Origin of the sequence: Allomuricauda sp. F6463D, assembly GCF_023015965.1 — a bacterium.
Classification (GTDB): domain Bacteria; phylum Bacteroidota; class Bacteroidia; order Flavobacteriales; family Flavobacteriaceae; genus Flagellimonas.
Map to the genome: position 1 here is coordinate 1073853 of NZ_JALKAN010000002.1, position 13040 is coordinate 1086892.

At 40.2% G+C, this 13040-nt stretch carries 11 protein-coding genes; 4 read left to right on the top strand and 7 right to left on the bottom strand.

Annotated elements, in window-relative coordinates:
• Positions 1 to 128 precede the first annotated feature (128 nt).
• The 7 genes from groL to miaB form a co-directional block, all read right to left on the bottom strand.
• Positions 129 to 1763 (bottom strand): chaperonin GroEL, encoded by a 1635-nt coding sequence (gene groL / locus MWU56_RS13220; protein ID WP_247045041.1) that lies wholly within the window; start codon positions 1761 to 1763, stop codon positions 129 to 131.
• Positions 1764 to 1785: 22 nt separating this feature from the next.
• Positions 1786 to 2064, bottom strand: a complete 279-nt coding sequence (gene groES, locus MWU56_RS13225) for a co-chaperone GroES (protein ID WP_247045042.1) — start codon at positions 2062 to 2064, stop codon at positions 1786 to 1788.
• A 146-nt stretch (positions 2065 to 2210) separates the two neighbouring features.
• The gene (secG, locus tag MWU56_RS13230; protein WP_247045043.1) at positions 2211 to 2573 is read right to left on the bottom strand and encodes a preprotein translocase subunit SecG; all 363 of its coding nucleotides are present in this window, start codon (positions 2571 to 2573) and stop codon (positions 2211 to 2213) included.
• On the bottom strand, positions 2570 to 3493 hold the full coding sequence (locus tag MWU56_RS13235; protein WP_247045044.1) for a hypothetical protein: 924 nt from the start codon (positions 3491 to 3493) through the stop codon (positions 2570 to 2572). The genes secG and MWU56_RS13235 overlap by 4 nt, the downstream gene beginning before the upstream one ends.
• 6 nt (positions 3494 to 3499) lie before the next feature.
• Positions 3500 to 4021 carry an LptE family protein gene (locus tag MWU56_RS13240; protein ID WP_247045045.1) on the bottom strand — a complete coding sequence of 174 codons (522 nt, stop codon included), beginning with the start codon at positions 4019 to 4021 and terminating at the stop codon, positions 3500 to 3502.
• Positions 4022 to 4045: 24 nt separating this feature from the next.
• A complete protein-coding gene (locus MWU56_RS13245; protein WP_247045046.1) occupies positions 4046 to 5326 on the bottom strand; it encodes a sigma-54 interaction domain-containing protein in 1281 nt (426 codons plus the stop codon).
• Positions 5327 to 5421: 95 nt separating this feature from the next.
• Positions 5422 to 6867, bottom strand: coding sequence for a tRNA (N6-isopentenyl adenosine(37)-C2)-methylthiotransferase MiaB (miaB, locus tag MWU56_RS13250; RefSeq protein ID WP_410548944.1), 1446 nt, complete (start codon positions 6865 to 6867; stop codon positions 5422 to 5424).
• A gap of 149 nt (positions 6868 to 7016) precedes the next feature.
• On the opposite strand from miaB, the gene MWU56_RS13255 reads away from it, so the two are divergent.
• The 4 genes from MWU56_RS13255 (at position 7017) to gldK (ending at position 13023) form a co-directional block, all read left to right on the top strand.
• Positions 7017 to 7745, top strand: coding sequence for a hypothetical protein (locus MWU56_RS13255; protein ID WP_247045048.1), 729 nt, complete (start codon positions 7017 to 7019; stop codon positions 7743 to 7745).
• Between the two features lie 131 nt (positions 7746 to 7876).
• Positions 7877 to 10366 (top strand): type I DNA topoisomerase, encoded by a 2490-nt coding sequence (topA, locus tag MWU56_RS13260; RefSeq protein ID WP_247045049.1) that lies wholly within the window; start codon positions 7877 to 7879, stop codon positions 10364 to 10366.
• Between the two features lies 1 nt (position 10367).
• Positions 10368 to 11525 carry a formimidoylglutamase gene (locus MWU56_RS13265; protein ID WP_247045050.1) on the top strand — a complete coding sequence of 386 codons (1158 nt, stop codon included), beginning with the start codon at positions 10368 to 10370 and terminating at the stop codon, positions 11523 to 11525.
• A gap of 121 nt (positions 11526 to 11646) precedes the next feature.
• The gene (gldK, locus tag MWU56_RS13270; protein WP_247045052.1) at positions 11647 to 13023 is read left to right on the top strand and encodes a gliding motility lipoprotein GldK; all 1377 of its coding nucleotides are present in this window, start codon (positions 11647 to 11649) and stop codon (positions 13021 to 13023) included.
• Positions 13024 to 13040 lie beyond the last annotated feature (17 nt).

Sequence of the window (13040 nt, forward strand, 5' to 3'; positions counted from 1 at the left end):
GGCCCAAGCTACTGGTAAGAAGAAGTAACTTGGTTTTAGGTTCTCTGGGAGAACCGTTCAACTAGATAAAAAGAGAACGCCCCGATTTGCATCGGGGCGTTCCTATTTTTAATCCGAATGGATTGATATTACATCATTCCTGGCATTCCACCGCCACCTCCCATTGGAGGCATTGCTGGGGCATCTTCCTTAATATCGGTCAATGCACACTCAGTAGTCAAGATCATACCAGCTACAGAAGCTGCATTTTCCAAGGCAATACGGGTTACTTTTTTAGGATCAATGATTCCTGCTTTAAGCATATCCACATATTGGTCGGATTTGGCATCGTAACCAAAGTCTTTTTTACCTTCAAGAACTTTAGCAATAACCACAGAACCTTCACCTCCAGCATTTTCTACGATGGTACGCAAAGGAGATTCAATGGCTTTTGCCACAATCTGTACACCTGTAGTTTCATCCAAAGAATCGGTTGCCAATTTTTCAAGCACAACTTTAGCTCTTACCAAAGCAACACCACCACCGGCAACAATACCTTCTTCTACAGCGGCACGGGTTGCGTGCAAGGCATCGTCCACACGGTCTTTCTTCTCTTTCATTTCCACTTCAGATGCTGCTCCAACGTAAAGTACGGCAACACCCCCGGCCAATTTGGCCAAACGTTCCTGAAGTTTTTCTTTATCGTAATCAGATGTGGTAGTTTCTATCTGAGCTTTGATTTGGTTAACCCTAGCTTTAATGTCAGAGGCTTTACCAGATCCATTTACGATTGTGGTATTGTCTTTGTCAATTGTAACAGTTTCGGCAGTACCAAGCATTTCCAAAGAAGCATTCTCCAAAGAGAATCCTCTTTCTTCAGAGATTACGGTTCCACCGGTAAGAATGGCAATGTCTTCCAACATAGCTTTTCTTCTGTCGCCAAAACCTGGAGCTTTTACAGCAGCAATTTTAAGGCCGCCTCTCAGTTTGTTCACAACCAATGTGGCAAGGGCTTGTCCTTCTACATCTTCAGCAATGATCAAAAGAGGTCTTCCAGATTGGGCTACTGGCTCAAGGATAGGAAGTATTTCCTGTAGATTGGAGATTTTTTTATCAAAAAGCAGAATGTAAGGGTTCTCCAAGTCAGCGATCATTTTATCTGTATCGGTAACAAAGTAAGGAGAAAGATATCCTCTGTCAAATTGCATACCTTCAACAACGTCAACGTAAGTGTCAGTACCTTTGGCTTCTTCTACAGTAATTACACCTTCTTTTCCAACTTTGCCAAATGCTTTTGCAATTAGGTCACCAATGGTTTGATCGTTATTTGCGGAGATAGAAGCAACTTGTTTGATTTTATCTGAGTCGTTGCCTACTTTTTTCGCTTGTTTTTCCAAATCGGTTACCAAAGCTTCAACAGCTTTGTCGATTCCACGTTTTAAATCCATTGGATTTGCACCAGCAGCAACGTTTTTAAGACCTTCCTTTACGATGGCCTGAGCCAAAACAGTAGCAGTAGTAGTACCGTCACCGGCCTGGTCGTTGGTTTTGGAAGCAACTTCCTTTACCATCTGGGCACCCATGTCTTCAAGGGCATCCTCCAATTCAATTTCTTTTGCAACAGATACACCATCTTTTGTTACTTGTGGTGCTCCAAAAGACTTACTGATAATAACGTTTCTACCTTTTGGCCCCAAGGTTACCTTTACGGCCTCGGCCAACTTATCAACGCCTTTTTTTAGTCCGTCACGTGCATCTATATCAAACTTAATATCTTTTGCCATTTCTTTCTAGTTGATTTTTTAATTATACAATTGCCAAAATATCGCTCTCGCGCATCATCAAATAGTCGGTACCACTGAACTTAAGTTCAGTACCAGCGTACTTTCCATAAAGCACAGTATCACCAACTTTGACGGTCACTTTTTCGTCTTTGGTCCCTGGACCGACGGCCACAACTGTTCCTTTTTGTGGTTTTTCTTTCGCATTGTCCGGGATGATAATACCGGAGGCAGTTTTGGTTTCAGCCTGTAGGGGCTCAATCAAAACCCTGTCTGCCAATGGTTTGATGTTTACTTTAGCCATATTTTAAATTTTAGGTGTTTGTTTTAAAAATTCTTGAATTTAAAAGACAGAAATTGTGCCAATGCACAAAAACTGACATTTTGGAAAACAAAAATGCCAGCTTGTCATTTAAGCTGGCATTTTTATATGCTTTGTCAATCTTAGGTTTATCCAATAGTATCTACTGGACTAGTAGTGGTGGCTGGCGGAAGTTGTTCCGGTACTTCTTCTGGTATCGTTTCTGGTATTTCCGTGTCATCGCCTTGTAGCAACTTAGAATCTGCTTGGCTATAGCTTCCTTTGAGTGAAACATTGGAAAGCAATATTAAAACAATCAATAATGTGGCAAGGGTCCAAGTACTTTTATCTAAAAAGTCTCCTGTTTTTTTGACACCTCCAACAACTTGGTTGCCACTTCCTCCAAAGGATGATGACAATCCACCGCCTTTAGGATTCTGAACCATTATAACCAAGACCAATAAAAGGCACACGATAATTATAAGTACCAAAAAAATTGTAAACGTGCTCATTTTTTATCTTTTTCTTTTTGCAGCTTCTTCACAGCCTGAATTTGATCTGCAAAGAAACCACTTTTTTCTGGATATTTCAAACTCAATATTTTAAAAGCTTGAATGGCTTTTTTATACTTTTTTTGTTCTAGATAAACCTTGGCCAAAGTCTCTGTCATCAACTCATTTTGGTTGATTTTAGTAGACTCTTTTATATTGATTTTGGGTAAGGATTCTTTTGGAACTATTTTGGGGTTGTTCTCGATAAACTTATCCAATAGATCAAATTTTTTCTTACGCTCCAGCATGTCCAAGGCACTGTCGTGCTGTTCGTCGACACTGGTTTCATCGTTGTTTGCTGGTTCTTCGGAGGGGGTGGTTAATTGCAGCCATTCTGTAAAGGAGTGTTTTTCTCTTTTAGTAAAAAGAATGGGCTTGCCGAGGTTTAAATCGGTTTCAGCTTTTTGTACATTTTCCTTGTCTGTAATTTTTTCTACATGCTCTTCTGGTTTTACAGACTTAAAAAGCTCAGGGTTTAGAATTTGCTCTGCATCCTTTAAATTTTGGGGCAATGCGGGTTCGCTGGATTCTGATAGCATACTTTCTACATTGGGATTGGGTTGTATTTCTTCAGAGACGGCTTCTTGATCTTCGAGCTTGGAACCTCTACCTGCAATGGTGTTCGCTATATTGTTTTGTATAAATTCTTTAGATGTTATGTAATCGAAAAGCACATCCCTGTCCGAAGTGTGGGATGCGGTTACCTTTAAGGCGTTGTTATATTTGTAGCTGTCTAAATTTTTGAGCCCCTTTAAATGTAGGGCGCGGGCTGCCTGGAAATAGGGGTATTCCTCAATAATATCCTCAAGCTCTCTTGTTTGTTTTGGAGAGAGGATGGTATTGGAATTTTGAAGAATATGTATAAAATCCGAAACGTTCATAAAATATTACCAATTTCCCAGAGAAGCATTAAAAATATCCTGGGTAAGTCGTTCAAAAATTTCTTCGTGGGCTGTTGCCTGTATCGAGGTCAATGAGGCTGCTGCATCAAAATCATAAAAGAAAGAAAACCGTCTTTCAAAATCGGAATCCTCTTTTGTGGTATTGTAAAACCGGACATTCACACTCATAGTCAGTCGATTCTGTGAGGTAAGTTGATCAGCGGTAGCTGTCATTGGAATAACTTTGTATTCTACAATCTCGCCTTCGTACAATAAATCACCATTATTTCCTGTAAGTGATAGACTTGTTAGATTGTTGATCATATCCTGAAGTGCCAAGGTGAAATCTCGGTCTAATCCGGGAACAATAGTGGATCCTGGTGTCTGGTCCGCATAATTTTGAAAAAAGTTTACTTGAAAACTCTGTGCAGTACCTATATCAGCACCGGAAAAATTATATGCTCCACAGCTCTGCAGAAAGAATATCAATCCAATTAAACCAATCTTTATTCCATTTTTGTTAATCATTGCCTTCAAACGTTTAAATGTAACCTAAAGATCGTACTGTTTTATTTTTCTGTAGAGCGTTCTTTCCGAAATCCCAAGTTCCGCTGCTGCCGCTTTTCTTTTTCCTTTGTTGCGCTCCAAAGATTTTTTAATCAGTTCAATTTCCTTTTCTTGTAAAGATAAGGTTTCTTCTTCTTCAATTTCCTCCGCAAAATGATAACGATCCTCAGGCTGTTGCTGAACAGTACTTGGCACTGATGCTTCCATAATAGGTTCTGGGAGGTGGAGCAATTCCGAAGTGGAACTTTCCTCATGCTCTATGTCTTCCTCTTCTTGATTTCCATATATTTTTCTGATCAACCCTTCATTTTCCCGTTGAACTTTGTTGGGGTCATTGTCTTTTAAGAGTTCCAAGGTTAATTTTTTGAGGTCGTTCAAGTCACCTTTCATATCAAAAAGGACCTTGTACAAAATTTCCCGTTCATTGCTAAAGTCCCCTTCTTTTTTGGAATTCTCCACCACGGCAGGTAGGTTGGAACTGTTCGCATTAGGTAAGTAGCTGTTCAACGTAGCTGCAGAAATACTTCGTTCTTCTTCCAAAACAGAAATTTGTTCCGCAATGTTCCGTAATTGGCGGATGTTTCCTGGCCACCTATATTTTAGGAGCAGACTAACAGCATCATCTTCTAGGCGGATGGTCGGCATTTTGTATTTCTGCCCAAAATCCGAAGCAAACTTTCTGAATAACAAATGGATATCTTCCCGTCGATCCCTCAGTGGAGGCAAATGGATTTCTACTGTGCTCAACCGATAATACAGATCCTCCCTGAATTTTTCTTTTTTAATGGCCTCGAACATATTAATGTTGGTGGCCGCAACAATGCGAACATCGGTTTTTTGTACTTGAGAGGATCCAACTTTTAGAAATTCTCCGTTTTCCAATACCCTAAGTAATCGAACTTGCGTGGTAAGTGGAAGTTCTCCGACTTCATCCAAAAAAATGGTTCCGCCATCTGCTACTTCAAAATAACCGCTACGGGTTTGGGTAGCTCCGGTAAAAGCACCTTTTTCGTGTCCGAACAATTCACTATCTATGGTTCCCTCGGGAATTGCACCACAGTTCACTGCGATATATTTGGCATGTTTACGGTGGGAGAGTGAATGGATGATCTTTGGTATGGATTCTTTTCCCACACCACTTTCTCCAGTTACCAATACCGAAATATCGGTAGGTGCAACTTGTATGGCTTTTTCTATGGCCCGGTTGAGTTTAACATCGTTTCCAATAAGCTCGAACCGTTGTTTTATGGATTGTACACTTTCCATACGCTGATATTCCTGCTTTCGCTGGAATCTTATTTTTTAAATTACACATTCCCTACTACTCTTGGAAAAGCAGGAGGTGTATAATTAATAGGTTATTAATTGTTTTCTGAATACCCAACAGCCTCACCGATTAGGGTGGCCGAGGTGCATTCGTTGATTTTTACATTCACAAAATCCCCAACGTTGTAATGTTCCTTTGGAAAAACCACAACAGTGTTTTGTGAATTTCGGCCCATCCAGTGGGCTTCAGATTTTTTGGAAGCTCCTTCAATAAGTACCTCCTCGGTTTTGCCCAAATGTTGTTGGGTACGATAATGACTGTGCTTTTGTTGCACTTCAATGATTTCTTGCAAACGCCTTTTCTTGGTTGTTTCCGGGACGTCATCTTCCATTTTACGCTCGGCCAATGTTCCGGGTCTTTCGGAATAAGCGAACATAAAACCAAAATCGTATTTCACATATTCCATCAAGCTTAAGGTGTCTTGGTGGTCTTCTTCGGTTTCTGTTGGAAAGCCTGTGATCATATCTTGGCTAATGGCACAATCGGGAATAATTTTTCTAATGTCGTCTATAAGCTCAAAGTATTCCTCTCTGGTATGTAAACGGTTCATTGCCTTTAAGATGCGATTGCTTCCACTTTGTACCGGCAGATGGATATATTTGCATATGTTACGATGCTTGGCCATGGCTTCTATAACATCTAAGGTCATGTCCTGCGGATTTGATGTTGAAAAACGGATACGCATTTTGGGCTGGGCCTGTGCTACAAGTTCTAATAACCCTGCAAAGTTTACAGAAGTTGCTTTTTGCATTTCCGAAGCTTGATCAAAATTCTTTTTTAAACCACCGCCATACCATAGGTAACTATCCACATTTTGCCCCAGTAACGTGATTTCCTTAAATCCTCTTTCCCAAAGGTCGTTCACTTCCTCCAAAATGGATTGTGGGTCGCGGCTACGTTCTCTTCCTCGGGTAAAAGGAACTACACAGAAAGTACACATGTTATCACAGCCACGGGTTATGGAAACAAAAGCGGAGACTCCGTTGGAGTTTAATCGAACAGGCGCCACATCTCCATAGGTTTCATCTTTGGAAAGAATAACGTTTACAGCATTTCTACCTTCATCTATTTCTTGGATAAGGTTGGGCAGGTCTTTGTAGGCATCTGGTCCTACTACCATATCCACTATTTTTTCCTCTTCCAAAAATTTACTTTTCAATCGTTCCGCCATGCATCCCAAAACACCAACCTTCATATTTGGTTTTGTTCTTTTTACAGCATTAAACTTTTCCAAACGTTTGCGAACGGTTTGTTCAGCCTTTTCCCGAATAGAGCAAGTGTTGACCAAAACCAAATCGGCATCATTCAAATTTTGGGTGGTATTGAAACCTTCCTTCGCCAAAATGGACGCTACGATTTCGCTATCGGAAAAGTTCATCTGGCAGCCATAACTTTCAATGTACAGCTTTCTACCGTTATTTTCGTTTTTTTCCAGCGATAGGGTGCTTCCTTGTTGGCTTTCGTCTATTACTTTTTCCACGCTTTTTTCCTCAATCATAAATGTATCAATGGGGTGCAAATATAAAGGTTATTAAAGTCTAGTGACAATTTGGCAGTAATTTTTAAGAATTTATTGCGAAATCACCTGTTAGTGTTACCTTCAAGCAGTAAAACAAACTGTACGTAAAGATGAATTTCTCTAATATTTTGGAAAGAATTAAGCTGAGTTCCCCAGTGGAGTTCGGAACTGTGTTCAATAACTCTGTTGAGCTGTTCAAAAAAGTTTGGCTTCAAGGGTTCCTTACCCTTGTATTTACCTTTGCGGCCATCTTACCTTTTTATTTGTTGATATACCTCCCAATGATTATCATGGGAATAAGCAATCCAGATGTCTTTGAAAGTAATAACATGCCTCCGGCGTTTGCGGGATTGATGGCATTAATAATACCTATAGTTTTTGTAGGTGTTATGATGGTTGCTATTTGTTTGAATGCTGCTTTTTTGCGGATATGCAGAAAATATGATCTGAACGAATCAGGAAAGGATGATTATTTTTTTTACTTTAAAAAAGCATATTTGACCAAAGCTCTTATCCTTTCCTTAATAATGATGGGTCTGACTATGTTGGGACTACTGGCCTGTGGTCTGGGAAATATATATTTGGTCGTACCTATGTCATTGTTTCCTGCCTTTTTTGCTTTTGACAAAAAACTTACCGCCATGGAAATAGTAAAAGCCAGTTTTGCGCTTGGAAATAAAAATTGGTTAATGATATTTCTATTGGTACTTGTAGCGGGGCTAGTCTCCCAACTTGGAGTTGTTTTGTGTTTGGTTGGAGTTTTATTTACCGCAATGTTCAGTAAAATACCTTTCTACTTTATTTATAAAGAGGCGGTGGGAATTTCCATGGATGTTTAAATTGGTTAAGAATTGGTGTTGATGAGAGTTTACAAAAATGCTTATTGTTGGTTTATTTTACCGTTAAAAGAAAACCAGTGAATGCTGATGTTTAAATTTTAATATACTTTTGTTGTCACAAAACCCAGTGCATGCCAAAGAATTTAGTTATTGTAGAGTCCCCTGCCAAGGCTAAGACCATTGAACGATTTTTAGGAAAAGATTTTCAAGTGGAGTCGAGTTTTGGTCATATCGCAGATCTTCCGTCCAAAGAACTTGGGGTAGATGTGGAAAATGATTTTAAGCCAAAATATACCGTTGACAAGGAAAAGAAAGCCTTGGTGAAAAAACTTCGGGACCTGGCAAAAAAAGCAGATATTATTTGGCTGGCGAGTGATGAAGACCGCGAAGGAGAAGCTATTTCTTGGCATTTGGCCGAAGAATTGAAATTGGATAAAAACAAGACCAAACGAATTGTTTTTAACTCCATTACCAAATCGGCAATTCAAAAAGCAATTGAAAACCCGAGGGACATTAATTACAACTTGGTAAACGCACAACAAGCCCGTAGGGTGTTGGATCGCTTGGTGGGGTACGAACTCTCACCGGTTTTGTGGAAAAAGATTAAACCCGGTCTTTCTGCAGGTCGTGTGCAATCTGTTGCAGTTCGACTTATTGTGGAGCGAGAACGGGAAATAGATGGTTTTACACCAGAAGCATCGTTCAGGGTTAAAGCGGAATTTAAAACAGATGGTGGAAACGCCTTTGCCGCCAAATTGAATAAATCTTTTCCTACTAAGGAGGCTGCTGAGAAATTTTTAAAAGAAAACATAGGTGCGGATTTTTCAGTTTCCGAACTGGCCAAAAAACCAGCTAAGAAATCTCCGGCTGCACCATTTACTACATCTACCTTGCAACAGGAAGCTTCAAGAAAACTTTATTTTTCGGTGAGTCGAACTATGCAAGTGGCACAGCGGTTGTATGAGGCAGGTCTTATTACCTATATGAGAACGGATAGTGTTAACCTTTCTAAAGAAGCACTATCTGCGGCAAAGAATGCCATTGTGGAAAACTACGGCGAAAACTATAGTCAAACCAGAAATTTTACCGGAAAATCCAAAGGCGCCCAAGAAGCTCACGAAGCCATTCGTCCAACCGATATGAAATTACAGTCGCCACAGCTGGAGCGCGACCAGGAAAAATTGTATGAACTTATCTGGAAACGTACCCTGGCCTCGCAAATGAGCGATGCCCAGTTGGAACGGACCAATGTTAGAATAGAAGCAAGCAGCCATAACGAAGAATTCACTGCAAACGGGGAAGTGGTTAAGTTTGATGGTTTCTTAAAAGTATACTTGGAAGGAACCGATGATGAAGAGGGTAGTGAGGAACAAGAAGGAATGCTACCGGCAATGAGTGTTGGGGAGCCACTTCAAAATGTGTTCATATCAGCGACCGAGCGATTTACCCGGCCACCTTACCGTTATTCTGAAGCCTCTTTGGTGAAGAAACTTGAAGAATTGGGCATTGGCCGACCTTCCACCTACGCACCAACAATCTCCACTATCCAAAACAGGGGTTATGTGGAAAAGGGTACCGTAGAAGGTTCCGAACGTAAATATATTCAGTTGGTACTTGAAAACGATAAAGTTTCAGATAAACAATTGACCGAAATGGTGGGGTCAGAGAAGGGAAAAATTGTCCCGACCGATATTGGGATGATCGTAAACGATTTTTTGGTGACCCATTTCACTCAAATTTTGGATTATAATTTTACTGCTCAAGTAGAAGGAGATTTTGATGAGATAGCCTCGGGAGATGAAGATTGGCAAGAAATGATGAAAAATTTCTACAAAGATTTTCATCCCAACGTTTTGGAAGTACAAGAAAATGCTGAACGTGCCAGTGGTGAACGTATATTGGGCACGGACCCAAAATCAGGACGACAGGTTTCCGTAAGATTGGGTCGTTTTGGACCAATGGTGCAAATTGGCACTGTGGACGATGAAGAAAAACCAGAGTTTGCGAGTTTACTTCCTGATCAATCATTAGGAACAATTACTTTTGATGAAGCGATGACGCTTTTCGAGCTACCTAGAAAGTTAGGGGTTTATGAAGGAGAAGAGGTCGAAGCAAATGTTGGGCGGTATGGTCCTTATGTGAGATTTGGCAAAAAATTTATTTCACTGGCCAAGGGCGAAAGCGCTTTCGATGTGGATATGGATCGCGCCATAGAACTAATCCAAGAAAAGCAAAAGGCAGATGCGCCGATTGCGGCTTATGAAGGAAAGGATGTTACCAAAGGTAAAGGCAGGTTTGGTCCATTTATCAAATGGGACGGTATGTTTATCAATGTGAACAAAAAATATGACTTTGATAATCTGTCCGAAGGGGATATTGCTGAATTGATCGAGGCCAAAAAGAAAAAGGAGGCCGAGAAATTGATTCAAGAATGGCCCGAAGAAAAAATTAGGATAGAAAAAGCCCGTTGGGGCAGACATAATATTATTAAAGGTAAGGTCAAAGTAGAGATTTCCAAAGATGTTGATGCAACAAAAGTAACTTTGGAAGAGGCGCAGGCCCTATTGGAAAAGAAATCACCAAAGAAAAAAGCCAAAACAAAAGCAAAAGCTAAGAAATAGTATGGCCTTCGATTTTCTGGTTCCGGTCAAGGACAAAGTATTGGCGCATTCCGAATTGTTGCCAGAACAAGCATTGGGCAAAAACATCCATATGCACACAGAAAGGGATGGACTTCCGGTATTTGCTCATGCCGATGTAGCCATTTTTGGTGTAATGGAGTCCAGAAATGCATTTGAAAAAAAGCCTGAAAAACTTGATTTAGGCGAAGTTCGTATTCAACTCTACCGCTTAATGATGGGCAATTGGAATTCCAACATTATCGATATTGGTGATGTTGAAGAAGGAGATACAGTTGAAGACACCTATTTTGTAGTCAAGGAAATCGTGGCGGGACTTCTTGAAGAAAATATTATACCTATCGTATTGGGACTTACTCAAGATATTACGTTCCCAACATATCGTGCTTTTGATAAAATCAAGAACATGGTAAATCTTGTCTCCATTGATAGTCGTTTTGACTTTGGAGAGGACGATGAGCTCATCTCATCACATTCCTACATGAGCAGGATAATTACGGATAAGCCTAACAATCTTTTTAATTTTTCCAATATTGGATACCAGAGTTATTTCAATGCCCAGGAAGAAAAGGATTTGATGGAGCGACTTTTTTTTGACGCATATCGGTTGGGTGAAATTGCAGCGAATATAGAACTGGCAGAACCAGTATTGCGCAGCAGCGATATTGTTAGCCTAGATTTACGTGCAGTACGGGCAAGTGAAATGGGAATGACCAAAAACTTTTCCCCGAACGGTTTTACCGGAAGGGAAATATGTGCCATTGCCCGTTATGCCGGTATAAGTGATAAAGTCTCTTTGTTTGGGATTTACGAAGGGGAAAATTCACATCAAACATTTCAAATGATTGCCCAGATCATTTGGTATTTTATAGAGGGGCTGAGTTTTAGGATAAAAGAATACCCTAGCTCTAAGAATGAAGACTTCACTAAATTTACTGTACCCACGGACACGGAAGAACTTATCTTTTTTAAAAGTCATGTCACAGAACGCTGGTGGGTAGAAGTACCAACAATTTTAGTAGAACATACTAAAACAAATTCGGTGGCGTTATTACCTTGCACCGAAGAGGACTATCTGGATGCTTGCAACCAGACCATTCCTGAAAGGTGGTTCAAAGCTTATAGAAAAGGTTTGAACTAATTAAATTTATTTTTGACCATTAATTGTGTTTGCACAATAATTTAATCAAAAATCAGTTTTGAGAGTAATGAATTTGTGTAGTACAGTTGTAAATCTTGAATCGAATAATTTAACCTAAAGTATGAGAAAGCTATTCTTTTCATCTATAGCACTTGTTTTTTTGCTTACCAGTTGTGGCTCTAAATCAAGATCAAAAGGTGAACTAGTTGGGGTCCAGGGAAAAAAATGGCATCCAGAAAAGCCTTATGGGATGGAGCTGATTCCCCGTGGCGCATTTGTAATGGGTAAGGCCGAAGAGGATCAGGCAAAAGTATTGAACGCTCCCACAAGAACGGTTACCGTAAGGTCCTTTTATATGGATGATACGGAAATCACTAATAGTGAGTACCGCCAGTTTGTGGAGTGGGTCAAGGATTCCATTGTAAGGACAAGGTTGGCCATTTTGGCCGACGAGTTGGGCATTGGCCCGGAAGATGAAGGTATAGGTGAGTATGCCTTTAAGGATACCGATACAACTGAACTTTCGGCATACGATAAGTATATGCTTGATAATTATGCTGGTCTTGGAGAGACTGGATATGAAGGAAGGTCATTGAATAAGGATGTAGACCTTGTGTGGGATACTTCCGAATATCCTGATGAGTATTACTCTGAGATAATGGATTCTATATACCTTCCAGAAGAAGAAAGTTACAATGGATTGAGAAGTGTTGATGTAACCAAAATCAAGTATAAGTACAGTTGGATGGATATCGAGGCGGCTGCCCGAGCAAGAACTGGTAACAGAAAGGATTTTATCAAGCAAGAAGAGCTTGAAATCTATCCAGATACCACCGTATGGATTCGAGATTTTGAATATAGTTACAATGAGCCAATGCACAACGATTACTTTTGGCACGATGCTTACAGTGATTATCCTGTAGTAGGGGTAAACTGGATGCAGGCAAAAGCTTTCTGTAACTGGAGAACAAAATTTAAGAACGATGATCAAAAAAGTCGTGGAAAGCAGTTTGTTAACCAATTTAGATTGCCAACCGAAGCCGAATGGGAATATGCGGCCAGAGGTGGTATCGAAGGAGGTTCATATCCTTGGGGTGGTCCATATGTAATCAGTGATACAGGATGTTTTATGGCCAACTTTAAACCACAACGTGGTGATTATGCAGCCGATGCGGCCTTGTATACGGTAGAGGCGAAATCTTTCGAGCCTAATGATTATAACCTCTATAATATGGCTGGAAACGTTTCAGAATGGACAAACTCAAGTTTTGACCCCGGCGCTTACGAATATTTGTCTACCATGAACCCGAACATCGGTTCACAGGATAATCAAAGAAAAGTAATCCGTGGAGGATCTTGGAAAGATGTAGCATATTTTCTTCAGGTAAGTACAAGAGATTATGAATACCAGGATTCCGCAAGAAGCTATATCGGATTTAGAACCGTTCAGGATTACATGGGAGAAGAAGATTCTACCGACGGAAGAAGTGGATTATAAAAAAAGAATAAGGGAAC